Source organism: Streptomyces sp. NWU339 (assembly GCF_003143855.1).
Lineage (GTDB): Bacteria > Actinomycetota > Actinomycetes > Streptomycetales > Streptomycetaceae > Streptomyces.
This window is the reverse complement of the sequence record NZ_QFRK01000001.1, coordinates 485,321-509,804: the sequence shown is the minus strand read 5'-3', so window position 1 is coordinate 509,804 and position 24,484 is coordinate 485,321. Positions and strand designations below refer to the sequence as shown.

The following is a 24,484-nucleotide window of genomic DNA, read 5'->3' as shown; positions in this document are numbered from 1 at the left end:
GCCACAGTCATGGAATTGCACAACGTCTGGTTCGTTCTGATCGCCGTCCTGTGGATCGGCTACTTCTTCCTGGAGGGCTTCGACTTCGGGATCGGGATCCTCACCCGGCTGCTCGCCCGCGACCGCGCCGAGAAGCGGGTGCTGATCAACACCATCGGCCCTGTCTGGGACGGCAACGAGGTGTGGCTGCTCACGGCCGGCGGCGCGACCTTCGCCGCCTTCCCCGAGTGGTACGCCACGCTCTTCTCCGGCTTCTACCTGCCGCTGCTGGTCATCCTGGTCTGCCTGATCATCCGGGGCGTCGCCTTCGAGTACCGGGCGAAGCGGCCGGAGGAGCGCTGGCAGCGCAACTGGGAGACGGCGATCTTCTGGACCTCGCTCATCCCCGCGTTCCTGTGGGGCGTGGCGTTCGGGAACATCGTGCGCGGAGTGAAGATCGACTCCGAGTTCGAGTACGTGGGCAGCGTCTTGGACCTGCTCAACCCGTACGCCCTGCTGGGCGGCCTGGTCACGCTGACGCTCTTCACCTTCCACGGTGCGGTGTTCGCGTCGCTCAAGACCGTCGGTGAGATCCGGGGACGGGCGCGACAGCTGGCGCAGCGCGTGGGGCTGGTCACGGCCGCGCTGGCATTGGTCTTCCTGCTGTGGACGCAGGCCGACGGCGGTGACGGCGCGAGTCTGATCGCGCTGGTGGTCACGGTCGCCGCGCTGGTCGGCGCCCTGGTGGCGAACCGGGCGGGGCGCGAGGGATGGTCGTTCACCCTGTCCGGTGTCACCATCGTGGCCGCCGTGGCGATGCTCTTCCTGACGCTCTTCCCGAACGTCATGCCGTCCACGCTGAACGCGGACTGGAGCCTCACCGTCACCAACGCCTCCTCCGGCCCCTACACCCTGAAGATCATGACTTGGCTCGCGGTGATCGCCACGCCGTTCGTCATGCTCTACCAGGGCTGGACGTACTGGGTCTTCCGCAAGCGGATCGGCACCCAGCACATCGCCGATCCCGTGCACTGAGGTGTGTTTCACGTGAAACCAATCGACCCGCGACTGCTCCGTTACGCCCGTGCCACGCGGCTCTTCCTGGTGGCGGTCGTCACCCTGGGCGTCGTCGGCGCGGGGCTGGTGATCGCTCAGGCCATGCTCATCGCCGAGGTGGTGGTGGGTGCCTTCCAGCACGGCCTGGACCTGACCGAACTCGGCACTCCCGTGGTGCTCCTGGCCTGTGTCGCGGTCGGCCGTGCCCTGGTCGGCTGGCTCACCGAGCTGGCCGCGCACCGGGCGAGCGCGGCGGTCAAGTCGGAGCTGCGGGGTCGGCTGCTGGAGCGGGCCACGGCACTCGGCCCGGGATGGCTGACCGGGCAGCGGACCGGTTCGCTGGTCGCCCTGGCGACCCGTGGGGTCGACGCCCTCGACGGTTACTTCTCGCGCTATCTGCCCCAGCTGGGGCTCGCTGTGGTCGTTCCGGTGGCGGTGCTGGCGCGGATCGTCACCGAGGACTGGGTCTCGGCGGCGATCATCGTCGTCACCCTGCCGCTCATCCCGGTCTTCATGATGCTGATCGGCTGGGTCACCCAGTCCCGGATGGACCGGCAGTGGGAGCTGCTGTCCCGGCTGTCCGGCCACTTCCTGGACGTCGTCGCCGGCCTGCCGACGCTGAAGGTGTTCGGGCGGGCCAAGGCGCAGGCGGAGTCGATCCGGCGGATCACCGCCGAATACCGCCGGGCGACCATGCGGACCCTGCGGATCGCCTTCATCTCCTCCTTCGCGCTGGAACTTCTCGCCACCCTCTCGGTGGCGCTGGTCGCCGTGACGACCGGCATGCGGCTCGTGTACGGCGAGATGGACCTGTACACCGGCCTGGTCATCCTGATCCTCGCGCCCGAGGCGTATCTGCCGCTGCGGCAGGTCGGTACGCAGTACCACGCCGCAGCGGAGGGACTGGCCGCCGCCGAGGAGATCTTCTCGGTCCTGGAAACACCCGTGCCGACGCCGGGGACCGGCGCGGTGCCGTCGGGTGCCCTGTCCTTCGAGGACGTGACCGTCCGCTATCCCGGACGGTCGGTGGACGCGTTGTCGAACGTGTCCTTCTCCGTCGAGCCAGGGGAGACGGTCGCGCTCGTCGGGCCGAGCGGGGCCGGCAAGTCGACGTTGCTGAACGTGTTGCTGGGCTTCGTGCGGCCGACCGAGGGACGGGTGCGGATCGGGGGAGCCGATCTCGCCGGTGTCGATCCGGCACAGTGGCACAGTCGGGTGGCCTGGGTGCCGCAGCGACCGCACCTGTACGCCGGGACGATCGCCGAGAACGTACGCCTGGCCCGGCCCGACGCGGATGACGACGCCGTTCGCCGCGCCCTGCGGGACGCGGGCGCCCTGGAATTCGTGGACGCGCTGCCCGAGGGCGCCGACACCGCGCTGGGCGAGGACGGGGCGGGACTGTCCGCAGGGCAGCGGCAACGGCTCGCGCTGGCCCGCGCCTTCCTCGCGGACCGGCCCGTGCTGCTGCTCGACGAGCCGACGGCCGCGCTGGACGGGGCCACCGAGGCCGAGGTCGTGGCAGCGGTACGGCGGCTGGCGGCCGGTCGGACCGTGCTGCTGGTGGCGCACCGGCCGGCTCTGCTGGCGGTGGCGGACCGCGTGGTGCGCGTGACGGAACCCGCTCCCGGTGACCGGGCGCGGCCCGGACCGGCGGACCACGTCGGCGTCGACCGGGAGCCTCTGCTCACCGAACGCACCCCCGGGGCCGCTCCCGCCTCCGCCGAAGACTCGGCGCGGTCCGGCCCGGAGGGCGTCCCGGCAGAGGCTGCCGCGGAGACCGGCGCGCGTGGGGTGCTGGCCCGCGTCCGCGCGCTGTCCGGCGCCCGACGAGGGCGACTCACGTTCGCGCTGCTGCTCGGCAGTGTCGCGCTGGGCAGCGCCGTGGGCCTCATGGCGACGTCCGGATACCTCATCTCCCGGGCCTCGCAGCAGCCGCCCGTGCTCTATCTGATGATCGCCGTGACGGCGACGCGGGCCTTCGGCCTCGCACGGGCCGTGTTCCGGTACGCCGAGCGACTCGTGTCGCACGACGCGGTGCTGCGGATGCTGGCCGACACCAGGGTCGCCGTGTACCGGCGGCTGGAGCGGCTGGCACCTGCCGGACTGCGAGGGACACGCCGGGGCGATCTGCTCTCCCGGCTGGTCGCCGACGTGGACGAACTGCAGGACTACTGGCTGCGCTGGCTGCTTCCGGCGGGTGCGGCGGTGGTCGTCTCGGCTCTGTCCGTCGGCTTCACGGCCTGGCTGCTCCCCGAGGCCGGAGCCGTGCTCGCGGCCGGGCTGCTCGCGGCGGGAGCCGGTGTACCGGCGATCACGGGCGCCGTGGCCCGGCGTGCGGAGCGCCGACTGGCGCCCGCCCGCGGAGTCCTCGCGACCCGCGTCACCGACCTGCTCACCGGAACCGCGGAGCTGACGGTCGCGGGCGCTCTGCCCACGCGGACCACAGAGACACGACGGGCCGACGGAGTGCTCACCCGGATCGCCTCGCGCGCGGCCACCGCCACCGCCCTCGGAGACGGACTCACCGCACTGATCTCGGGCCTGACCGTCACGGCCGCGGCTCTCGTCGGCGTGCAGGCGGTGGCCGCCGGTCGACTGGACGGCGTGGCGCTGGCCGTCGTCGTCCTCACCCCGCTGGCGGCCTTCGAGGCCGTACTCGGACTGCCGCTCGCCGTGCAGTACCGGCAGCGAGTGCGCAAGAGCGCCGAACGCGTGTACGAGGTGCTGGACGCCCCGGTGCCCGTGCAGGAGCCGGAACGGCCCCGGCAGGCGCCCGCGTCGCCGTTCCCGCTCGTGGTCAAGGGGCTCGAGGCCCGGCACGCCGGGCAGGAACGGGACGCGCTCGCCGGGCTGGACCTGAGGCTGGAGCAGGGCCGCAGGATCGCGGTGGTCGGCCCGTCCGGCTCCGGCAAGACGACGCTCGCACAGGTGCTGTTGCGGCTCCTGGACCCGGGGGCGGGCTCGTACACGCTGGCCGGTGTGGACGCGTACGCCCTGGACGGCGACGACGTGCGACGGCTGGTCGGGCTGTGCGCGCAGGACGCCCACCTCTTCGACAGCTCGGTGCGCGAGAACCTGCTGCTCGCGAAGCGGGACGCCACCGAGGGCGAACTGCGCGACGCGCTCGCTCGTGCCAGGCTGCTGGAGTGGGCCGACAGTCTGCCCGACGGCCTGGACACCCTCGTCGGCGAGCACGGGGCACGGCTCTCCGGGGGCCAGCGGCAACGCCTGGCGCTGGCCAGGGCGTTGCTCGCGGACTTCCCCGTGCTGGTGCTGGACGAGCCCGCGGAGCACCTCGACCTGCCGACCGCGGACGCGCTCACCGCCGATCTGCTGGCCGCCACCGAGGGCCGTACGACACTGCTCATCACCCACCGGCTGGCCGGACTGGCGGCGGTGGACGAGGTGATCGTGCTGGACGAGGGACGCGTGGTGCAGCGCGGAACGTACGGGGAACTGGCCGCTGTGGCCGGGCCGTTGCGGCGGATGCTGCGGCGCGAAGCCGAGTCGGACCGGCTGGCGGTGGTGAACTGACCGGGACGCGGAGTCCGGGACGCCGCAAGCGTGACCACGAGGGGCACGCGTGACAAGGCGTCACCCCCGACCGGATGGGCCCCTTTTCGGCGGTATCGCTGGTCCATCCGGGTCGCACGCTCCCCCAGGCGTACGACATGAACAGGACCGGGTGCCCGAGCGGCGCAAGGATCGCTGTCATGCGCCTCACCCGCCGTCATCCGCTGCTCGTCGCCGTGCCGCTGTGCGCGCTCGCCGTGCTCGCCGCCCGGCCCACCGACGGCGAGGTGCCCCAGGCCCCCGGCCGTGGCCCGGAATCCGGTATCAGTGCACAGGTGGTGCGGCTTTACGAGGAAGCGGCCGCGGCGACCCTGAAGTACGAGGCGGGCAGGCGCGAGGCCGACCGGCAGCGGGCCGAGGCACAGCGGCTGGAGAAGCTGCTCGACCGGGAGCGGGAGGAGTCCGCTGTCCTGCGCGGGGATCTGGGCCGGATCGCGCGGTCCCAGTACCGCACCGGTGGTGGGGTGCCGCTGACCGCGCACATCCTCCTCGCGGACGATCCCGAGGAGATGATGCGAGGTCAGCGAGCCCTGTGGAAGGCGCATGTGGCCCTCGACCACGCGATCGAGAAGAACGCACGGGCCGAGGCACGGATCGCCCGTAGCGAGGCGAAGGCGGCGGGAGCGTGGAAGGCGCTGGAAAAGCGGAACAAGGAACTCGCCGACCTGAAGAACGGCATCGAGCAGAAACTCGAGTCGGCGCGGTGGCAGCTGCAGGGGCAGGCGGACGCCTCGGTCACGGCCGGCTCCTGCCGTGGTGCGGTGCGGCTCGACCAGCCGGAGTTCCGGCTCACCGATTCCTGGGTGTCACCGGTGGAGACCTATGTGCTGTCCGCGTCCTACGGGAGTGGCGGCGCACTCTGGGCGAACCGGCACACCGGGCAGGACTTCGCGGTGCCGATCGGCACGCCGTTGCGGTCCGTGGGCGCGGGCAGGGTGGTGAAGGTGTCCTGCGGAGGGGCCTTCGGCATCGAGATCGTGGTCCAGCACACGGGCGGCTACTACACGCAGTACGCCCATCTGGCCGCCGTCGCCGTCGACCAGGGCGACCGTGTCTCGCCCGGGCAGTGGATCGGTCAGTCCGGGACCAGCGGCAACTCCACCGGACCACATCTGCATTTCGAGGTGCGGGTCACACCGGAGATGGGCTCGGCGGTGGATCCGGTGTCGTGGCTGGCACAACGAGGCCTGACCCTCTGAGCGGGCCCCCGACGCTCAGGAGTGTTCCGCAAGCAGTTGTTCGATCACCACGGCCACTCCGTCCTCGTTGTTGGCGACCGTCTGCCCCGAGGCGGCGGCGAGGACGTCCGGGTGGGCATTGCTCATCGCATAGGAACGACCCGCCCAGGTGAGCATCTCGATGTCGTTGGGCATGTCCCCGAACGCCACGACCTGCTCGTGTGAGATTCCGCGCTCGGCGCAGCACAGGGCGAGCGTGCTCGCCTTGGACACGTCGGGACCGCTGATCTCCAGCAGGGCGCTCGGGCTGGAGCGGGTGACGTTGGCACGGGTGCCGATGGCCAGCCGTGCCAGGGTGAGGAAGGCGTCGGGTTCGAGTTCGGGGTGGTGGGCGAGGATCTTGAGTACCGGTTCGTCGGCGGCGGGGGCGTCCGGCGCCAGCAGTTCCTCGGCCGGGGCCAGGAGGTCCGGGACCTCCATGTGCAGCTTCGGGTACGCCGGCTCCTGGTTGAAGCCGTAGGTCTGCTCGACGGCGTACACGGTGCCCGGTGCGGCGTCGCGCAGCAGCCGCACCGCGTCCAGCGCGTTCTGCCGGGCGAGCTCCCGCACCTTCACGAAGCGGTGGGTGCCGGGGCCGCCGTGCAGGTCGACGACGGCGGCGCCGTTGCCGCAGATGGCGAGCCCGTGGCCGTGGACATGGTCGCTGACGACGTCCATCCAGCGGGCCGGGCGGCCGGTGACGAAGAAAACCTCGATGCCCGCCTCCTCGGCGGCGGCCAGCGCGGCGACCGTGCGGGGGGACACCGACTTGTCGTCGCGCAGCAGGGTGCCGTCGAGGTCGGTGGCGATGAGCCGCGGTGGGGCGACGGGGCTGCCTTCTTGCTCGAGCGAGGTCGAGAACTGGGGAGAGCCCGGAGCCGCGGGCTGTCGGATCGCTGAGGTCACCCGGTCATTGTCCCGTATGCGCCCGCACGACCGTGCGGTACTCCGCGCATATGAGTGGTTACCGCTCTTCGACGCTCCCCGGAGTGCGCGGTGAAGCGGTTGCCGTGGGGGCACGGGCATCGTCCCGTCCGGTCGGGCTCCTGCTCAGGGCAGCTGCGCCGGCGCCTCCATGGCGATCCGCTCGAAGATCTTCTGGTCCGCCGCGAAGTCCGAGTCCGGGATGGGCCAGTGGAGCACGATCTCGGTGAATCCCAGCTCCGTGTGGCGGCCCGCGAAGTCGACGAACGCGTCCAGGGACTCCAGCGGACGGCCCCGGTCCGGGGTGAATCCCGTGAGCAGGATCTTGTCCAGTTCGGCCACGTCCCGCCCGCGCTCGGCGCAGGCGTCGGCCAGCTTCTCCATCTGACCGCGCATGGCGTGAACCGACTGTTCGGGCGTTCCGCTCTCGTACAGCTTCGGGTCGCCCGTGGTCACCCACGCCTGCCCGTGCCGTGCGGCGAGCCGCAGTCCGCGCGGTCCGGTGGCGGCCACGGCGAACGGCAACCGGGGCCGCTGCACACAACCCGGGATGCCGCGGGCCTCGTGCGCCGAGTAGAAGTCGCCCTGGTACGACACGGAGTCCTCGGTGAGCAGCCGGTCGAGCAGGGGAACGAACTCCGCGAAGCGGTCGGCCCGCTCGCGCGGTGTCCACGGCTCCTGGCCGAGCGCGGTGGCGTCGAAACCGGTTCCGCCCGCGCCGATACCGAGGGTGACGCGCCCGCCGGAGATGTCGTCGAGGGAGATCAGCTCCTTGGCGAGGGTCACCGGGTGCCGGAAGTTCGGCGAGGTGACGAGCGTGCCGAGCCGGAGCCGTTCGGTGGCCGCCGCGGCGGCGGTGAGCGTGGGGACCGCGCCGAACCAGGGGCCGTCCCGGAAGGTCCGCCAGGACAGGTGGTCGTAGGTGTAGGCGGCGTGGAAGCCCAGCTCCTCGGCGCGCCGCCACTTGTCGCGGCCCCCCTCGTGCCAGCGGTCGATCGGCAGAATCACAGTGCTCAGTCGCATGGGAAGACCCTACGAGAGACCGAGCAGGTGCCGCATCGACTGCGCGGCACGGACGGCGGCGTCACCGCAGCAGTTGTTGAACAGGACGTGGACCTCCCGCGCCTGCTCGGCCATCTCGCGGACGCGCGGTGTCCACTCGGAGAGTTCTTCGGGCGTGTACGAGTGGCGGAACCTCTCTTCCTTGGTGCCGGTTCCCCACGCGCTGTTGCGACCGTGGAAGCGCACCAGGGCGAGTTCCGGGGTGGTGACCCGTACGACCGGTGGCACGGAAGCGGGAAGCGCCTGCACCATGTCCACGGCCACAGCGGTCGTGTCCAGCTCCGTCAGCAGGGCGGCCGTCGCATCGACCTGCTCCTCGCGCCACCAGCCGGGGTGTCGGAACTCCACGGCCATCGGCCATCCCGCGGCACGCTCACGGCACCGGCGCAGGAATTCCACTGCCGGCCTCCCTGGTACGAGTCGGTGCGGGAACTGGAAAACCAGTGTCCCCAGACGACCGGACGTGCGCAGTGGTTCGAGGGCCGCGCTGTACCGATCCCACACATCGTCGAGCAGTCCGGGGTCGATGCCTGCCCGCCCCCGCTGCCGTGCGAGGGCCGGGCGCAGTTCGGCGGGCAGCGCTTCCGGCCGTGTCGGATGTCCGGTGAGCAGGGAGAACGCCTTCACGTCGAACCGGAAGCCCTCAGGAGTGCGGTCGGTCCACAGAACGCTGTTACGGGCGCTGGGCAGCCCGTAGTAGGTGGAGTCCACCTCTGCCACCGGGAACTGTGTGGCGTAGTGCCGCAGTCTGCCCTCCGCGTCGCGGTGGCCTGCCGGATACCAGCCGCTGGACACCAGCGCCTTGTCCGTCCACGAGCAGGTTCCGACCCGGATCTCTCCCATCCCGCCTGTCTTCCCCGCAGGCGGTGACGGATTCATCATGCGGTGACGGATTCGTTCGGCATGTGGGGCCATCCGCCCGGCGGTCCGCAACGGACCCCGGTGGTTCCGCCGGAGCCGCCGGTCAGGATCGGGAGCGCAGCGAACCACGGCTCGTTCCGGAAGGGGCATGGTGCTCGGGCGCAGGATCATGCCTTCGAGACCAGAGCCTGCTCGACTCTGAGCACCCTGGTCTTTCACGTGAAACGATCAATGCAAGACGCTCACCGCACGCGCGCGCTCAGCCAGGGTGTGAGGACGATCATCGGGATGAACTCCTTGTGCGCCCGGTCCCCGGGCAGCGGCACCATCAGAAAGTGACCCGGCGGGAAGCGCCGCCCTCTGACGTAGGCGAGACCGCCGAAGACGGAGCGAAGGAAGGCCGGGACCTGGTCGCGGGGGATGTCGGGGCACTCCACGTCCTCCACGTCGATCAGCGCGTCGTCCTCGGGATAGAGCCGCACACTGACCCTGGGCAGGTCGCCGAACTCGACGTAGGCCTCATGGGGGAGGGAGCCGTCCGGGTCGGTGGTGACTCCCACGCCCGCGCGGTGCGGCGTGACGTCTGGTCGGCGCCTACGTCATGGGTGATCTTGATCTTGAGGGATCTCGCGCTCGTACCTCTCGGCGAGCGCCCGAAGGGCGGTGACGGCGGCCTCGGTGGTGGGCAGGTGGTCCATACCGCTGATCATGCGGCGTCGTCGGCCGTCGGGAAAGCACGCCAGCACCGCCCAGGAGGAACTCGTGGGTGGCGGGGCCGGAGGGGAACCGTCGTGTCAGTGGCTCTCGGAGAACCGCAGATACCGAGCGGGTACGGCGGCGGTCAGCCATACGCCGTTCGCGCTCACCCGGAAGACGTGGCCGTCGCGGTGCATGGCTGCCGCGTCCACGGAGAGCACCACCGGGCGGCCCCTGCGGGCACCGACGCGGGCCGCCGTCGCGCGGTCGGCGGAGAGGTGTACGTCGTGCCGGTCCATGGGCAGAAGGCCCTCGGCGCGGATGGCGGCCAAGTGGCGGCCGACGGTGCCATGGAAGAGATACGGCGGTGGGACGGCCGACGGCAGTCCCAGGTCGATCTCGACGCTGTGACCCTGGCTGGCGCGAATCCGGGTGCCCTCGATCGCGAAGCGCTGTTTGTCGTTGGCGGCGACCACGTGCTCCAGTTCCGCCCGGGTGAACCGGAAACCGTGCGTGGTCGCCGCGGCGATCAGCGCCTCGATCTCGACCCAGCCGGCCTCGTCGAGGGCGAGCCCGATCTCCTCGGGCGTATGGCGCAGATGCCTGGCGAGGTACTTCGACACCTTCACGGTGCGTCCTTCATCCATCCGTCCAGCCTGCCGGAAGAGATGTGCATCACGCGATCAATTTCGCCCAGGATGTTTGATCCACAGTCAGGTGTGGTTATCCACAGCGGAATTGGGTTCTCCTGTGGACAACCGCTTCGAAGTTCCACCGGTCTTCTCAGAAGGACGGCTTCACCCGGGCGATCCGGCGCACCGCCCACGTCCCGTACCACTCCCCGGTGAAGGACCCCCTACGGGCCCGTACGACTCCAGGGGGACTCCAAGACGGCTCTCCGGTCTGACGACTCACGTGGCGCGGGCCACTAACGTCGGGGGCGTGACTGTGATCGCGACCGAAAGCCTGAGCAAGCGGTTCCCCAGGGTGACCGCGCTTGACCGGCTCTCCATGGATGTCGGGCCCGGTGTGACCGGACTCGTCGGAGCCAACGGAGCCGGCAAGTCCACACTGATCAAGATCCTTCTGGGTCTGTCCCCCGCCACGGAGGGCCGCGCAGAAGTGCTCGGCCTCGACGTCGCGACCGAGGGCGCCGCCATCCGCGAGCGGGTGGGCTACATGCCGGAGCACGACTGCCTGCCGCCGGACGTCTCGGCCACCGAGTTCGTCGTCCACATGGCCCGCATGTCCGGCCTGCCGCCCACCGCCGCGCGGGAGCGCACCGCGGACACCCTGCGCCATGTCGGCCTGTACGAGGAGCGCTACCGCCCCATGGGCGGCTACTCCACCGGTATGAAGCAGCGTGTGAAGCTCGCACAGGCCCTGGTGCACGACCCGGAACTGGTCTTCCTGGACGAGCCGACCAACGGTCTCGATCCCGTCGGCCGCGACGAGATGCTCGGCCTGATCCGCCGGATCCACACCGACTTCGGCATCTCGGTCCTGGTCACCTCCCACCTGCTGGGCGAACTCGAGCGCACCTGCGACCACGTGGTCGTCGTCGACGGCGGCAAGCTGCTGCGCTCCAGCTCCACCACGGACTTCACCCAGATCACGACGACCCTCGCGATCGAGGTCACCGACACCGACGAGCACCCGGACGGCACCCGCGCGGTGCGTGACGCGCTCCACACGCGCGGGGTGACCGTCCAGGACGGCAGCGGACTGCCGGGCGCCGGCCACATCCTCCTGCTCACGACACAGGGTGAGGAGACCTACGACCTGGTGCGGGACGTGATCGCCGACCTCGGGCTCGGCCTGGTGCGCATGGAACAGCGCCGCCACCACATCTCCGAGGTCTTCAAGAACGACACCGACACCGCGGCCGGCCCCGACACCGGCAACGGCGAGCAGCGGAAGGAGGCGGTCGGCCATGGCGGTTGAGCAGCCCCTGCGGACACCCGCACCGACGTCGGGTGACCAGACCCGAATCCACAACATCGGTTACCGCTCCTACGACGGCCCCCGCCTCGGCCGCTCCTACGCCAGGCTCTCGCTGTTCTCGCAGTCCCTGCGCGGCTCCTACGGCCTCGGCCGCTCGGTGAAGTCCAAGGTGCTGCCGATGCTGCTGTTCGTGGTGATGTGCGTGCCCGCCGCCATCATGGTGGCCGTCGCCGTGGCCACCAAGGCGAAGGAACTGCCCGTCGACTACACGCGCTACGCGATCATCATGCAGGCCGTCATCAGCCTGTACGTCGCCTCGCAGGCACCCCAGTCCGTCTCGCGCGACCTGCGCTTCAAGACCGTGCCGCTGTACTTCTCGCGGCCCATCGAGACCGCCGACTACGTACGCGCCAAGTTCGCGGCCCTGGCCACGGCCCTGTTCATCCTGACCGCCACCCCCCTGCTGGTGCTCTATGCGGGTGCGCTGCTGGCCGAACTCGACTTCACCGACCAGACCAAGGGATTCGCACAGGGACTCGTCTCCGTGGCACTGCTCTCGCTGCTCTTCGCCGGTATCGGCCTGGTCATCGCCGCGGTCACCCCGCGCCGCGGCTTCGGCATCGCCGCCGTGATCGCCGTCCTGACCATCTCCTACGGAGCGGTCTCCACCCTCCAGGCGATCGCCGAGTTCCAGGGCAGTTCCGGGGCGATCGCCTGGATCGGGCTGTTCTCGCCGGTCACTCTCATCGACGGTGTGCAGTCCGCCTTCCTCGGTGCGGTCTCCACCTTCCCGGGCGGAGTGGGCCCGACGAACGGCGAGGGCGTGGTGTACGTCCTCTTCACCCTCGGCCTGATCGCGGCCTGCTACGGCCTCCTGACGCGCCGCTACCGGAAGGTGGGCCTGTGACCACGCTCTCCATCGACCATGTCTCCCGCTGGTTCGGCAACGTGGTCGCCGTCAACGACATCACCATGACCGTCGGCCCCGGCGTCACCGGCCTGCTCGGCCCCAACGGCGCCGGAAAGTCCACCCTCATCAACATGATGGCCGGCTTCCTCGCTCCCTCCACCGGCACCGTCACCCTCGACGGGCAGGCGGTGTGGCGCAACGAGAAGATCTACCGGCACATCGGCATCGTCCCCGAGCGCGAGGCGATGTACGACTTCCTCACCGGCCGCGAGTTCGTCCTCGCCAACGCCGAACTGCACGGACTGGGAGCCAAGGAGGCTCAGCGGGCACTGGCGACGGTCGAGATGGAGTACGCGCAGGACCGCAAGATCGCCACGTACTCCAAGGGCATGCGACAGCGCGTGAAGATGGCCTCCGCGCTGGTCCACGAGCCGTCCCTGCTCCTGCTGGACGAGCCGTTCAACGGAATGGACCCGCGCCAGCGCATGCAGCTGATGGACCTGCTGCGGCGCATGGGCGACGAGGGCCGCACCGTGCTGTTCTCCTCCCACATCCTCGAGGAGGTCGAGCAGCTCGCCTGGCACATCGAGGTCGTCGTCGCCGGCCGGCACGCGGCCAGCGGTGACTTCCGCAAGATCCGCCGGCTGATGACGGACCGCCCGCACCGTTACCTGGTGCGCTCCAGTGACGACCGCGCCCTCGCGGCCGCGTTGATCGCGGACCCGTCCACGTCCGGCATCGAGGTCGACCACAGTGAGGGCGTGCTGCGGATCCAGGCCGTCGACTTCGGCCGCTTCACGTCCCTGCTGCCCAGGGTCGCGAAGGAACACGGCATCCGCCTGCTCACGGTCTCGCCGTCCGACGAGTCCCTCGAGTCCGTCTTCTCGTATCTCGTCGCGGCGTAGGAGGCCGAACACCATGTACGACCCCACAGTCGCCCGGCTCACCTACCGGGCCCTGCTCGGCCGTCGCCGGGCCCTCATCCTCGGCGCCCTGCCGCTGCTGCTGGTCGCGATCTCCCTGGCGGTGCGAGCCCTCGCCGGTGCCGACGACCAGACTGCGGCCGACGTCCTCGGCGGGCTGGCGCTCGCCACCATGGTGCCGATCATCGGTGTCATCGCGGGTACCGGTGCGATCGGCCCCGAGATCGACGACGGCTCGGTGGTCTACCTGCTGTCCAAGCCGATCAAACGGCCCACGATCATCTACACCAAGCTGATCGTGGCGATCGCCGTGACGATGGTCTTCTCGGCGGTGCCCACCCTGGTCGCGGGCTTCATCCTCAACGGCAACGGCCAGCAGATCGCCGTCGCCTACACGGTGGCCGCACTGGTCGCCTCCATCGCGTACGCGGCGCTCTTCCTGCTGCTCGGCACGGTCTCCCGGCACGCGGTGGTGTTCGGTCTGGTCTACGCGCTGGTCTGGGAGGCCCTGTTCGGTTCCCTGGTGCCCGGTGCCCGCACGCTGAGCATCCAGCAGTGGTCGCTGGCGGTGGCCCAGAAGGTCGCCGGCGGTGACCTGGTCACCTCGGACGTCGGTCTGACGACCGCGACGATCCTGCTGGTCGTCGTCACCGTGCTGGCCACCTGGTACGCCGGGCAGAAGCTGCGCACGCTCACGCTCGCAGGCGAGGAGTGAGGGCTTTCGGTCGAGCGGCGGGCGGCGGCCGGGCAGGCGCCGCCCGCCGCGTTCAAATTCGGTGGCGCCGGACCCCCTCGGCGGGCAGAGTGGTGGTGTCCGCATCGCCGGGAAGGTCCGGCGCCGTCTGCTGGGAGAGGAGCGGGGCGATGTCCATGCACGGCAGTACGTCCGGCTCCCGTCAGGGCAGCCCACGGCGGATTCCGGAGTAGTCCATACTGCTCCGTCGAGTCCGTCCCGCACGGGGACCTGCCCGGGGCGGCCGTTTCGAGCACGCGCACATCGTCGCGTGGGCCGCCCACCCGGAGGATTGGCCGAGTGGTAAGGCACTGGCTTGGTTCAAGCCATGGTCGGGCCTGGAAAGCCCGCGCACGTTCGATCCGTGCATCCTCCGCCGAACGCCGAACGCCGAACGCCGGGCCTCAGCCCAGCAACCGCTCCACCACCACCGCGATTCCGTCCTCCTCGTTGGAGGACGTCACCTCGTCGGCCACCGCCCGCAGATCCTGGTGGGCGTTGGCCATGGCGACGCCATGCGCGGCCCAGGCGAACATCGGGATGTCATTCGGCATGTCGCCGAACGCGATCGTCCCCGTGGCCTTCGCCCCCAGCCGACGAGCGGCCAGGGACAGCCCGGTGGCCTTGGACAGACCGAGAGGGAGCAGTTCGACGATGCCCTCTCCCGCCATGGTGACGGTGACGAAGCCGCCCGCGGTGCGTGTGGCCGCATCGGCGAGTTCGTCGTCGGTGAGGGTCGGGTGCTGGATGTACACCTTGTTCAGCGGCGCAGCCCACAGGTCCGACGCATCCGTGAACGGAATCGCGGGCAGCGGTCCCCGCACTTCGTAGCCGGGCCCCACCAGCACCTCGCCGTCCAGCCCGTCACGGCTCCCGGCCAGGTGCAGCGGACCGACCTCCGCCTCGATCTTGGCCAGCGCCACCGCGGCCAGCTGCCGGTCCAGCGTCACCGAGGTGAGCAGCCGGTGTGCTCCCGCGTCGTACACCTGGGCACCCTGGCCGCAGACGGCGAGCCCCCGGTAGCCGAGGTCGTCGAGGATGGGCCGGGTCCAGGGAACCGCGCGCCCGGTGACGACGATGTGGGCGGCGCCCGCCTCGGTGGCCGCGACGAGCGCGTCACGGGTGCGGCGGGAGACCGAGTGGTCGTCACGCAGCAGCGTGCCGTCGAGGTCGGTGGCGATGAGCTGGTAGGGGAACGGCGTGCTCACTTGGCGACCGGTTCCAGGAACTCCCGACCACCCAGGTACGGACGCAGCACCTCGGGCACCCGCACCGAGCCGTCCGCCTGCTGGTGGTTCTCCAGGATCGCCACGATGGTGCGGGGCACGGCGCACAGGGTGCCGTTGAGCGTGGCCAGCGGACGCACCGTCTTGCCGTCACGCACCCGGATCTGGAGCCGGCGGGACTGGTACTCGGTGCAGTCCGAGGTCGAGGTCAGCTCGCGGTACTTGCCCTGGGTCGGGATCCACGCCTCGCAGTCGTACTTGCGCGAGGCCGAGGAGCCCAGGTCGCCCGAGGCGACGTCGATCACACGGAACGGCAGCTCCAGCGACGTCAGCCACTGCTTCTCCCACTCCAGCAGCCGCTGGTGCTCCGCCTGCGACTCCTCGGGAGTGACGTAGGAGAACATCTCGACCTTGTCGAACTGGTGCACGCGGAAGATGCCGCGGGTGTCCTTGCCGTGCGAGCCGGCCTCGCGGCGGAAGCAGGGCGAGAAGCCCGCGTAGCGCAGCGGCAGCCGGTCGGCGTCGATGATCTCGTCCATGTGGTACGCGGCGAGCGGTACCTCGGACGTGCCGACCAGGTAGAGGTCGTCCTTCTCGAGGTGGTAGACGTCCTGGGCCGCCTGGCCGAGGAAGCCGGTGCCCGCCATGGACTGGGGACGGACCAGGGCCGGGGTCAGCATCGGTGTGAAGCCGGCCGCGGTGGCCTGGGCGATCGCGGCGTTCACCAGCGCCAGCTCGAGCAGGGCGCCGACGCCGGTCAGGAAGTAGAAGCGGGAGCCGGAGACCTTGGCGCCGCGCTCGACGTCGATGGCGCCGAGGAGCTGACCGAGCTCCAAGTGGTCCTTGGGCTCGAATCCCTCGGCGCCGAAGTCGCGGGCGGTGCCGTGCGTCTCCAGCGTGACGAAGTCATCCTCACCGCCGACGGGGACGTCGGGGTGGACGAGATTGCTCAGCCGGCCCAGGAGCTCCTGGGCCTCGGCCGCTGCCGCGTCCCGCTCGGCGTCGGCCGCCTTGACGTCGGCGGCGAGTGTGCCTGCCTTCTTCAGCAGCTCGGCCTTCTCGTCGCCGGTCGCCTTGGGGATGAGCTTGCCGAGCGCCTTCTGCTCGGCGCGCAGCTCGTCGAAGCGGACGCCGGACGACCTCCGCCGTTCGTCGGCGGACAGGAGGGAGTCGACGAGCGCGACGTCCTCTCCACGGGCACGCTGCGAAGCGCGCACACGGTCGGGGTCCTCACGGAGCAGGCGAAGGTCAATCACGCGGTCAAGGCTACCGGTGCGCGGTGACAGCACACGACTCACTATTCCGAGGGGACCGATCACATTCCGTTATGGGGGATGTGTGCGATATGTCCCCGAAGTCGATGAGGTCAACGGGGGTGGCGGAGTGACGGGGTGACGGAGCGACGGGGTGATCGACGGGTGGTCGCCGGAAGGTGTCCTGGGTGGTCAATGCGAGGGGCCCACTCCCTGGAAGGAGTCAGTCACACAGGGGGCTCGTTGACTGGAATTCCTTGCGAGAAACGGGACTCGAGGTCTGGTTGTCCACAGGTGTCCACAGCCTTTCGAAAGTTATCCACAGGGTGTGAAGGAAATCTGTGGACGCCGGAATCGATCACTCCGAAACGCGTGGCCGGAGGGGGGATTCCCGGCGCGAACTCCCCTTACCTCCACTTTCGAGGAGGGAGGGGTCGCCCCAAAGGGTTACTGAAAGGAAAAGAGTGGGCGAAGGGCGATCCATGGGCGTGTGAATGCAATCATGGACACCGGGGAGATTTATCGACCGAACGGGGCAATGCTGTCGACTTGTCCCCAGGTCGAGAAGCGGGCCTGTGGATAACTTCTGTGGATAACGAAAATCAGCAGGTAGGACCGGCCCACCCCGGCTGGGGCCCCTCAGAACCGGCCGTCCTGGCATCGCGCCACCCAGTCCGCCGCGGACGCGAACTCGGTGTCCGACGTCCCGGGCAGCGGATCCCGTACCTCTGACGGCCGCACATCCGCACGCGGGTACGAACCGAGGAATCGCACCTGAAGACAGACCCGCTTGAGTCCCATCAGCGTCTCGGCCACCCTGCGGTCCGAGATATGGCCCTCGGCGTCGATGCAGAAGCAGTAATTGCCGATACCGGCACCGGTGGGCCGGGACTGGAGCAGCATCAGGTTGACGCCCCGTGTGGCGAACTCGCCCAGCAGGTCGCGCAGGCCACCGGGGTGGTCGTTGCGCTGCCACAGCACGATGGACGTCTTGTCCGCACCAGTGGGTGCGGCGGGCCGGGCCGGGCGTCCGACCAGCACGAAGCGGGTCTGGGCGTTCTCCGCGTCATGGATTTCGGTCTCCAGGGCCTCCAGCCCGTACCGGGCCGCCGCGAACTCGCCGGCGAAAGCCGCGTCGTACCGGCCCTCCTGCACCAGACGGGCCCCGTCCGCGTTGGAGGCGGCCGATTCCCAGGCGGCGTCCGGGAGGTGCTGCTTCAGCCAATTGCGCACCTGTGGCTGGGCGGCAGGGTGGGCGGTGACCGTCTTGATGTCCGACAGCTCGGTGCCGGGGCGGACGAGCAGCGCGAAGGTGATCGACAGCAGCACCTCGCGGTAGATCATCAGAGGGGTGCCCGCGACCAGTTCGTCGAGGGTGGTGGTGATGCCGCCCTCGACGGAGTTCTCGATGGGGACGAACGCGGCCTCGGCCTCACCGGCCCGTACCGCGTCGAGTGCGGACTGCACGGACACATACGGGATCAGCTCCCGGGTGGCCGCCTCCGGAAGGGTGCGCAGGGCCACCTCGGTGAAGGTGCCCTCGGGGCCGAGATACGCATAGCTCGATGGCATGGCCTCACCCTAATGGGCTCACGCCGACCGCACCTTCGTCTGTGCTCCCAGGAGTGACGCGAGGCGAATTTCACCCTTCCAGCAACCGCTGTCCCACATACTCACCCTCCGCCGCGCCGCCCGGCACCGCGAACAGTCCGCTCGCCTCGTGTCGGAGGTACGGCGTCAGCGCGTCCCCCCGGTCCAGCTTGCGCTGTACCGGTACGAAGCCTCGCAGCGGGTCGGCCTGCCAGCAGATGAACAGCAGACCCGCGTCGGGCACGCCGTCCGCGTCGATGCCGTCGTGGTACGAGAGCGGGCGCCGGAGCATCGCCGCGCCGCCGTTCTGGTCGGGGCGGGTGATCCGGGCGTGGGCGTTGATGGGGACGACCAGATTTCCTCTGGAGTCCGTCTTCTCCAGGTCCATCTCGGACGTCTCGGTGCCTCCGGACAACGGTGCCCCGTCGGACTTGCGGCGCCCGATGACGGCCTCCTGCTCCTTGACCGCGAGTTTCTCCCAGTCGTCGAGAAGCATGCGGATGCGCCGTACGACGGCGTAGGAGCCGTTCGCCATCCACGCGGGCTCGCCGTTCTCCGGTACGAAGATCCGCTGGTCGAAGTCCGGGTCGGCCGGCTTCGGATTGCGGGTGCCGTCGACCTGGCCCATCAGGTTGCGGGCGGTCATGGGACGGGCGGTGGCACCCGGTGTGCGGTTGAAGCCGTTCATCTGCCAGCGCACCCGGGCCGCCGAACCGGCGTCCTTCTGTACGGCGCGCAGTGCGTGGAAGGCGACGAGGGCGTCATGGGCGCCGATCTGCACCCACAGGTCGCCGTTGCTGCGTGCCTTGTCCAGGTGGTCGGAGGAGAAGTCGGGCAGCGGGTCCAGGGCGACCGGACGCTGTTCCTCCATACCGGTGCGTTCGAAGAAGCTGTGGCCGAAGCCGAAGGTGACGGTCAGCGAGGAGGGACCGGCGTCGCGGGCCACATCGGTGTCGCCGTCGGCACTCGGCTCGCCCGCCATCAGCCGCCGGGTCGTCTCCGACCAGCGGCGCAGCAGGGCAGCGGCCTCCTTGCGTCCGGCGCCCGGCGCCAGGTCGAAGGCGACGAGATGGCCGCGGGCCGGGAGCCCCTGGGTGATGCCGGGCTGATGTTTCCCGTGAAACATTGCCTTGCCCTCGCCCACCGAGGCCAGTGGGGTCGCCCCGGAGGGCGCGGCGGCGTAGCCCACGGCGCTGCCCGCCGAGCCGAGCACGAGCCCGGTGGCCCCGGCGGTGCCGAGCAGACGGCGGCGGGAGATGCCCTTCCGGTCGGCCGGTACGGCGACTCCTTCCCGGGTTTCCGGCGCCGCGGGGATGCGGGCCTCCGGAGTGGACTGGTCAGTCATGGTGGTTCAGCCGATCTGCGCGTTCTTGGAGACGGTCACCTGGTCGACGTCGGAGGTCCGCACGGTCACCTCGACCGTCCAGTCGCCCGCCATGGGGATCTGCACACCACTCGCCGACCAGTGCCCGGCGGCGATGCGGTCGGGCACGACGGGCAGCGGCCCGATGTCCTTGGAGGAGAGGGTGAAGGCGACCTTCAGTTCGGGGACGTCGAGGGTCCCGCCGTCGGTTCGCTCCACATAGATGTGCATGTCGTTGCCGCCCACGCGCGCGGGGTTCAGATCGATCGTGACGACGCCCTCGCCCTCCTTGCCGCCGGTGTCGAACGGCATGTTCAGGGTCACCGCACCGGTTCCCTGGGCGGACGAGGGTGACGACGGGGCGGAGGACGAGGAAGCGGCCTTGGCCTCCTGCTCCGTACGCCCCGGCTCGGTCTGCGTCAGCACGGTGGTGATCGCGAGCAGGACGACGGCGACACCGGCCTCGGCGAGCACCGAGTGACGCAGCCCGAAGCGGTTCGGGTCGGCGTCCCGCAGCCGCTTCTGCCGGGCGGTCTCCACGGCTGCCCGCTGCCGGGCGAGCTGAGCGGCCCGCGCGGAGTCCTCGCCGGCCTTCGCCCCGGGGCCGGACGCTTCCGCCCTCCGGATCTCGGCCTGCCCCGTGCCGACCGCGGCCGTCACCCGTTCCACGTCGGTGTCGGTGTCGGTGTGAGCCGTGACTTCGGGCCCGGCCTCCTCCGTCCCGGTCCCGGCTTCCCGGGCACCGGCCGTCTCAGCACCGGTCTCCCCGGCACCGGTCCTCACAGTGGCCACGGCCGCCACGGGTTCCGTCTCGGCCGTCTCCCGGCGGCCCGCCGGCTCGCCTGTCCCGACGAGTCGTGCCGTCCACCGCCGTGAGAAGTACGCCAGCCCGACCATGACCACCACGAGCCCGATCTTGGCGAGCAGCAACTGCCCGTACCGGGTGTCGGTCAACGCCGACCAAGAGCCGAGCTGCCGCCAGCTCTGGTAGATCCCGGTGACGACCAGGGCGACCACACTGCCGAACGCGAGCCGCGAGAACCGCTGGACGGCGGCCGCGTCGACGGCGGTCTCGGCGGGGGCCCGGTAGAGCGCCACGAGCAGGGCGGTGAGTCCGCCGAGCCAGGCGGCGACGGCCAGCAGATGGACGATGTCGACCGGCATCGCGATGCCGGGCTGGAGCCCCTGGGAGGCGTGCTCGGACATGGCCCAGCTCGCGGCGAGTCCGGCCGCCACGACCGTTCCCCCGATCGCGAGCCCGAAGGTCAGGTCCCGCTTCTCCGCGTCGTCCCGCTGGTCCTGGGCGGCCCCGAAGAGCACCGCGATGAACAGCGCCGCCGCGGCGAGCAGCAGCAGCCGCGACACCAGTGCCGCGCCGGTCTTGGTCTGCAGAACCTCCCCGAGCAGCGACATGTCGAAGATGTCGCCGACCTTGCCGGAGCGCGTGTAGGAGCCGCGCAGGAGCAGTAGTGCGAGGGTAGCCGCGGTGAGGGTGAGCCACCCGGAGACGACCAGCCGCTGCACGGCCCGTACACCGGTGCCGGGCCGCCAGCAGGCCAGCACGAACGCGGCCCCACCGGCCATGACCACGAACCCGGCGTACGACATGTACCGCCCGAAGCCGTACAGCCAGCCCACCGGGCCGTCGTCGGACGCCTGGGCGGAGGCCTGGACGGAGGTCTCGGAGGGGGCGCCGATGGAGAAGGTGAAGGCGCCGGCGACGGGGTGGCTGTCCGCGGACACCACCTGGTAGGTGACGGTGTAGGTGCCGTCGGGCAGTCCGCTGAGCAGTTGCACGGTGTACGTCGTGCCGCTCGGGTTGGCGGGGTCGCCCTTGTCGGCCCGCTTGCCCTTGGGGTCGAGGACGCGCAGGGAGTCGTCGCTCACCGCGACCGGTTCGGAGAAGGCGAGCGAGACCTGGGTGGGGGCCTTGTCGACCACCGTCCCCTGCCGGGGGTCGCTGCCGGTCAGCGCGGCGTGCGCGGACGCGGGAGCGGCCCCGGCGAGGAGCGCGCCGGTGACGGCCAGCAACAACAGCAGCAGGATCCGGGCGCGGGGGGCGATGGTCTGGGTCACGGGGGTGTCTCCCTCAGTGTCCGTGCTTCGGGGTGTAGGTGGCGGGCTTCACCGGTATCTCGACCGTGGCGGGGTCGGAGTGGGCGAAACGCAGCTCGACGGAGACCTTCTGACCCTGCTTCGGCTTCCGCTTCAGCTGCTCGAACATCAGGTGGTTGCCGCCACTCTCGAGCACGAGGCTGCCGCGGGCCGGGATGTCGAGCCCGTCGACCTCCCGCATGGAGCCGTCGACGGTCTCGTGCACGGTGACGCGTTCGGCGATGTCACTGCTGACCGAGGTCAGCCGGTCGTCCGCGCCGCCCTTGTTGCTGATGACCAGGAAGCCGGCCGCCAGGTCCGACACCGGCTGCGGCATGTACGCGGAGTCGACGGACAGTTCGGCCGTGTCGCTGCCGGAGTCCGAGCCGCCGCAGCCGGCCAGGGTCAGCGCCCCGGCGACGGCCACCGCGGCGAACGCGAGACGACGCCTCACGGGTTCTCACCCTCGATGATGCGGGGGAGGTCCTTGGTGTAGTCCTCGACGGTGGCGTCCTCGCCGTACAGGAGGTAGCCGCCGTCGGTCTTCGGGGAGAAGGCGATGACCTGGGTGCCGTGGTCGGAGACGACCTGGCCCTTGTCGTCCTTGCGCGGTGCGTTGATCGAGATGCCGAGGGTGCGGGCGCCGGCCTGGATCGTGTCGAAGTCGCCGGTCAGGCCGACGACCTGGTCGTCGATGCCCTTGAGCCACTTGCCGAGTGCGGCGGAGGTGTCCCGCTCGGGGTCGGTGGTGACGAACACGATCCGCAGCTTGTCCTGCTGGTCCTGGGGCAGTTGCTTCTTGGCCACCGCGAGGTTGTTCATGGTCAGCGGGCAGACGTCGGGGCAGTGCGTGTAGCCGAAGTAGATCAGCGTGGGCTTGCCGGCGGTCTCCTCGCGGAAGTCGTACTCCTTGCCCTGCGTGTCGGTGAGGACGAGATCCGGCTTCTCGAACGGCTTGTCGAGGGCTGTGGCCGCCTTCTCCGCGCCGGCCTCCTCGGAGACCACGGCGACGGGCTTGCCGCTGTCGCCGTCGCCGCTGCCGCAGGCGGAGAGAGTCAGGGTGGCGGCGGCGAGCAGGGCCGCCGCGGTGAAGGTCTTCTTGCGCATGATGCTTTCCAGGGATGTGAGTTCTCCGGCGCGCACCGGGGCTCCACGGGACCGTGGGTGGCCCCGGCGCGCGCCGTCCAGGGGGGGAGGGGTCAGGCGGAGGTGCGCCGACGCCCGGCGAGCACGCCGTAGGCGACGCCCGCGGCACCGACGACGATGCCGACGATGCCCAGGACGCGGGCGGTGGTGTCGGTGCCGCCGGAGTCGGCGGCCGCGGTGGTTTCCGCGGCTGCCTTCTCGGCGTCCCCGGCGGACTTGGCGTCGTCGGCCTTGTCGTCCGACGCACCGTGCGAGTGGCCGTCGGCGGAGGCCTCGGCCAGGGCGAGGACGGGAGCCGGGTAGCCGGGCTCGTCCTTGCCCTCCTGCGGCACCTCGATCCAGCGGACGACCTCCTTGTTGGAGTACGTCTGCAGGGCCTTGAAGACCAGTTCGTCGGCGTTCTCCGGCAGGGTGCCGACGGACACCGGGAACTTCTGGAAGAAGCCCGGCTCGATGCCGTCGCCGTCGGCGGTCCAGGTGACCTTGGTGACGGCCTCGTCGATCTTCTTGCCGTGCATCTCCAGCGGCTTGTCCAGCTTGGACTTGGTGACCTTGACGTCCCAGCCGTCGACCGGCTGCGGCATCACGGAGGCCAGCGGGTGGTCGGTCGGGAAGGTCACTTCGAGCTTGGTCGTCGACGCGTCGTCACGCTCGTTGGGGACCTTGAAGTTCACCACCGCGTAGCCGCCCTTGGCGGCCTCGCCCTCGGGCTGCACGCTGACGTGCGCGAAGGCGGGGGCGGACAGGGTGAGGACGGCGACACCGGCGACGGCGCCGGCGGCGGCGATACGGGAAGCCTTCATGGCAGAAGCACTCCGCTTCAGTTGGGTTTCGCTGGCGGTGAGGGATACGCGTACGGGCGGGCACTTGCGCCGGTGCGCACCTGTGGCGGTGCGCACCTGTGCCGGCGACGGCTCTGTTGTCCGGCCGCCGGGTCGCCGACTGCGGGGCTGTGACGCCTGGGTCACCGACGGCTCGTCGTACGCGGGAGAACGGACGCACACGCACGTGCCGCACGCCGGCGCCCCCCTCCCCTCCGGTTGTCCGGTGGTGGCGGAGTGCGGCCCGGTCGCGTCAGGCGGCGAGGGCGAGTGCGGTACCGGTCGGCGGACCCCGGCGGATCACCGTGTGCTGGAGTGCGGCAGTACGGGGTACGGGCGGCGCGGGCGGTGCGGTGCGCACCGGACACGGGGTGACCTGCGGAGTCCCCGGGAGGCCCGCGCGCAGGGCGAGCACCAGGGTGAGCGCCGCGCGCAGCGACCGTACGAGGGCACCTTCGGCGACACCGTGTGCCGACAGTTCGGCCAGCCGCAGCAGCGCCAGGTCACCGCGGCGCAGCAGCCAGCCCGTGGCGAGCGCCACGAGGACGTGTGCGAGCAGCATCGGCAGGGTCGGCAGTAGCGCCGGCGCCGACGAGTCCACCGCGGCCGAGGACAGCGTGTCCCCTTGGGCGTGCGCGTGGGTGCCGCCGGTCGCGCCGGGGTGGACCCGCGCGTCGATGAGGATGCGCTGTGCCTGCGCGGGACTGATGGCCGCCGCGGTGGTGCCGCACACCAGTCGTGCGGCCTGCTCGATCAGCGAGGCGTCGGAAAGGGGCGACGCCGCGTCCGCAGGGGCCGCCGCGCCGTGCTGACCGATGCCGAACACGATGTGCAGTACGGTCTGACCGGCCGCCAGCATGGCCGTGATCCCCGGCAGGGAACGCACGCGTCCGGCGAGCGGTGCCGCGACCGCGACCGTCCCGAGGAACCCCGCGCCCAGCGTCCACAGGGGAACGGGGGCGTGGGAGGCGAGCGTGTGACCTGCCCCGGCCAGCACGACACAGACCGCGGCGAACACCGCGGCCCGCAGGGTCCGGAGCCCGCGTCCGGAGCGCGTCGTGCGCACGTGGGGGGCAGTCATGGCGGCCCCATCATCGCACTGGCCCCGACGCC

20 protein-coding genes, 1 tRNA gene and 1 pseudogene are annotated in these 24,484 nt (G+C 70.6%); 8 read left to right on the top strand and 14 right to left on the bottom strand.

The window, feature by feature from the left end; translation table 11 throughout:
* The first annotated feature begins 9 nt into the window (after positions 1-9).
* The 3 genes from cydB to DIZ27_RS02365 all read left to right on the top strand — a co-directional run bounded on the left by cydB (position 10) and on the right by DIZ27_RS02365 (position 5,807).
* Entirely contained in the window at positions 10-1,014 is a 1,005-nt protein-coding gene (gene cydB / locus DIZ27_RS02375; RefSeq protein ID WP_109376537.1) for a cytochrome d ubiquinol oxidase subunit II, read from the top strand.
* A gap of 12 nt (positions 1,015-1,026) precedes the next feature.
* Positions 1,027-4,569 carry a thiol reductant ABC exporter subunit CydD gene (gene cydD, locus DIZ27_RS02370; protein ID WP_109376536.1) on the top strand — a complete coding sequence of 1,181 codons (3,543 nt, stop codon included), beginning with the start codon at positions 1,027-1,029 and terminating at the stop codon, positions 4,567-4,569.
* A gap of 179 nt (positions 4,570-4,748) precedes the next feature.
* On the top strand, positions 4,749-5,807 hold the full coding sequence (locus tag DIZ27_RS02365; protein ID WP_109376535.1) for a peptidoglycan DD-metalloendopeptidase family protein: 1,059 nt from the start codon (positions 4,749-4,751) through the stop codon (positions 5,805-5,807).
* 15 nt (positions 5,808-5,822) lie between these two features.
* Here the strand turns inward: DIZ27_RS02365 and DIZ27_RS02360 are convergent, their stop codons facing one another.
* The 5 genes and pseudogenes from DIZ27_RS02360 to DIZ27_RS02340 form a co-directional block, all read right to left on the bottom strand.
* Positions 5,823-6,731: an HAD family hydrolase gene (locus DIZ27_RS02360; protein WP_109376534.1), complete on the bottom strand. Its 909-nt coding sequence runs from the start codon at positions 6,729-6,731 to the stop codon at positions 5,823-5,825.
* A gap of 144 nt (positions 6,732-6,875) precedes the next feature.
* Positions 6,876-7,772, bottom strand: coding sequence for an LLM class flavin-dependent oxidoreductase (locus DIZ27_RS02355; protein ID WP_109376533.1), 897 nt, complete (start codon positions 7,770-7,772; stop codon positions 6,876-6,878).
* Positions 7,773-7,781: 9 nt separating this feature from the next.
* Positions 7,782-8,654, bottom strand: a complete 873-nt coding sequence (locus tag DIZ27_RS02350; RefSeq protein ID WP_109376532.1) for a DUF72 domain-containing protein — start codon at positions 8,652-8,654, stop codon at positions 7,782-7,784.
* 260 nt (positions 8,655-8,914) lie between these two features.
* A pseudogene (locus DIZ27_RS02345) lies at positions 8,915-9,382 on the bottom strand (hypothetical protein).
* 84 nt (positions 9,383-9,466) lie between these two features.
* The gene (locus tag DIZ27_RS02340) at positions 9,467-10,015 is read right to left on the bottom strand and encodes an RNA 2'-phosphotransferase (RefSeq protein WP_109376531.1); all 549 of its coding nucleotides are present in this window, start codon (positions 10,013-10,015) and stop codon (positions 9,467-9,469) included.
* Between the two features lie 301 nt (positions 10,016-10,316).
* Here DIZ27_RS02340 and DIZ27_RS02335 point away from each other — a divergent pair, with 301 nt between their 5' ends.
* The 5 genes from DIZ27_RS02335 to DIZ27_RS02315 all read left to right on the top strand — a co-directional run bounded on the left by DIZ27_RS02335 (position 10,317) and on the right by DIZ27_RS02315 (position 14,254).
* Positions 10,317-11,312: an ABC transporter ATP-binding protein gene (locus DIZ27_RS02335; protein ID WP_109376530.1), complete on the top strand. Its 996-nt coding sequence runs from the start codon at positions 10,317-10,319 to the stop codon at positions 11,310-11,312.
* Positions 11,302-12,219, top strand: coding sequence for a hypothetical protein (locus DIZ27_RS02330; RefSeq protein ID WP_109376529.1), 918 nt, complete (start codon positions 11,302-11,304; stop codon positions 12,217-12,219). The genes DIZ27_RS02335 and DIZ27_RS02330 overlap by 11 nt, the downstream gene beginning before the upstream one ends.
* The gene (locus DIZ27_RS02325) at positions 12,216-13,127 is read left to right on the top strand and encodes an ABC transporter ATP-binding protein (protein ID WP_109376528.1); all 912 of its coding nucleotides are present in this window, start codon (positions 12,216-12,218) and stop codon (positions 13,125-13,127) included. Before DIZ27_RS02330 ends, DIZ27_RS02325 begins: the two co-directional genes overlap by 4 nt.
* A gap of 13 nt (positions 13,128-13,140) precedes the next feature.
* Positions 13,141-13,860: an ABC transporter permease subunit gene (locus tag DIZ27_RS02320; RefSeq protein WP_109376527.1), complete on the top strand. Its 720-nt coding sequence runs from the start codon at positions 13,141-13,143 to the stop codon at positions 13,858-13,860.
* 304 nt (positions 13,861-14,164) lie between these two features.
* A tRNA-OTHER gene (locus tag DIZ27_RS02315) sits at positions 14,165-14,254 on the top strand.
* Between the two features lie 28 nt (positions 14,255-14,282).
* Here the strand turns inward: DIZ27_RS02315 and DIZ27_RS02310 are convergent.
* The 9 genes from DIZ27_RS02310 to DIZ27_RS02270 form a co-directional block, all read right to left on the bottom strand.
* On the bottom strand, positions 14,283-15,086 hold the full coding sequence (locus tag DIZ27_RS02310; RefSeq protein ID WP_109376526.1) for an HAD family hydrolase: 804 nt from the start codon (positions 15,084-15,086) through the stop codon (positions 14,283-14,285).
* The gene (gene serS, locus DIZ27_RS02305) at positions 15,083-16,360 is read right to left on the bottom strand and encodes a serine--tRNA ligase (RefSeq protein WP_109376676.1); all 1,278 of its coding nucleotides are present in this window, start codon (positions 16,358-16,360) and stop codon (positions 15,083-15,085) included. Before serS ends, DIZ27_RS02310 begins: the two co-directional genes overlap by 4 nt.
* 636 nt (positions 16,361-16,996) lie before the next feature.
* Complete coding sequence (gene pheA, locus DIZ27_RS02300; protein ID WP_109376525.1) at positions 16,997-17,929, bottom strand: prephenate dehydratase; 933 nt, start codon at positions 17,927-17,929, stop codon at positions 16,997-16,999.
* 70 nt (positions 17,930-17,999) lie between these two features.
* Complete coding sequence (efeB, locus tag DIZ27_RS02295; RefSeq protein WP_109376524.1) at positions 18,000-19,292, bottom strand: iron uptake transporter deferrochelatase/peroxidase subunit; 1,293 nt, start codon at positions 19,290-19,292, stop codon at positions 18,000-18,002.
* Positions 19,293-19,298: 6 nt separating this feature from the next.
* Positions 19,299-21,386: a copper resistance CopC/CopD family protein gene (locus tag DIZ27_RS02290; protein WP_109376523.1), complete on the bottom strand. Its 2,088-nt coding sequence runs from the start codon at positions 21,384-21,386 to the stop codon at positions 19,299-19,301.
* Positions 21,387-21,399: 13 nt separating this feature from the next.
* The gene (locus DIZ27_RS02285; RefSeq protein WP_109376522.1) at positions 21,400-21,858 is read right to left on the bottom strand and encodes a copper chaperone PCu(A)C; all 459 of its coding nucleotides are present in this window, start codon (positions 21,856-21,858) and stop codon (positions 21,400-21,402) included.
* Positions 21,855-22,511, bottom strand: a complete 657-nt coding sequence (locus DIZ27_RS02280) for an SCO family protein (RefSeq protein ID WP_109376675.1) — start codon at positions 22,509-22,511, stop codon at positions 21,855-21,857. Before DIZ27_RS02280 ends, DIZ27_RS02285 begins: the two co-directional genes overlap by 4 nt.
* A gap of 92 nt (positions 22,512-22,603) precedes the next feature.
* Positions 22,604-23,353: a YcnI family protein gene (locus DIZ27_RS02275; RefSeq protein ID WP_109376521.1), complete on the bottom strand. Its 750-nt coding sequence runs from the start codon at positions 23,351-23,353 to the stop codon at positions 22,604-22,606.
* A gap of 271 nt (positions 23,354-23,624) precedes the next feature.
* The gene (locus DIZ27_RS02270) at positions 23,625-24,452 is read right to left on the bottom strand and encodes a hypothetical protein (RefSeq protein WP_109376520.1); all 828 of its coding nucleotides are present in this window, start codon (positions 24,450-24,452) and stop codon (positions 23,625-23,627) included.
* Positions 24,453-24,484 lie beyond the last annotated feature (32 nt).

Excerpts from the sequence above, each read along its gene's own strand:
- DIZ27_RS02340 (WP_109376531.1), bottom strand. The coding sequence starts at position 10,015 with ATGGATGAAGGACGCACCGTGAAGGTGTCGAAGTACCTCGCCAGGCAT.
- DIZ27_RS02350 (WP_109376532.1), bottom strand. The coding sequence starts at position 8,654 with ATGGGAGAGATCCGGGTCGGAACCTGCTCGTGGACGGACAAGGCGCTG.
- pheA (WP_109376525.1), bottom strand. The coding sequence starts at position 17,929 with ATGCCATCGAGCTATGCGTATCTCGGCCCCGAGGGCACCTTCACCGAG.
- efeB (WP_109376524.1), bottom strand. The coding sequence starts at position 19,292 with ATGACTGACCAGTCCACTCCGGAGGCCCGCATCCCCGCGGCGCCGGAA.
- DIZ27_RS02270 (WP_109376520.1), bottom strand. The coding sequence starts at position 24,452 with ATGACTGCCCCCCACGTGCGCACGACGCGCTCCGGACGCGGGCTCCGG.
- DIZ27_RS02280 (WP_109376675.1), bottom strand. The coding sequence starts at position 22,511 with ATGCGCAAGAAGACCTTCACCGCGGCGGCCCTGCTCGCCGCCGCCACC.
- DIZ27_RS02365 (WP_109376535.1), top strand. The coding sequence starts at position 4,749 with ATGCGCCTCACCCGCCGTCATCCGCTGCTCGTCGCCGTGCCGCTGTGC.
- DIZ27_RS02320 (WP_109376527.1), top strand. The coding sequence starts at position 13,141 with ATGTACGACCCCACAGTCGCCCGGCTCACCTACCGGGCCCTGCTCGGC.
- DIZ27_RS02355 (WP_109376533.1), bottom strand. The coding sequence starts at position 7,772 with ATGCGACTGAGCACTGTGATTCTGCCGATCGACCGCTGGCACGAGGGG.
- cydB (WP_109376537.1), top strand. The coding sequence starts at position 10 with ATGGAATTGCACAACGTCTGGTTCGTTCTGATCGCCGTCCTGTGGATC.
- DIZ27_RS02330 (WP_109376529.1), top strand. The coding sequence starts at position 11,302 with ATGGCGGTTGAGCAGCCCCTGCGGACACCCGCACCGACGTCGGGTGAC.
- DIZ27_RS02275 (WP_109376521.1), bottom strand. The coding sequence starts at position 23,353 with ATGAAGGCTTCCCGTATCGCCGCCGCCGGCGCCGTCGCCGGTGTCGCC.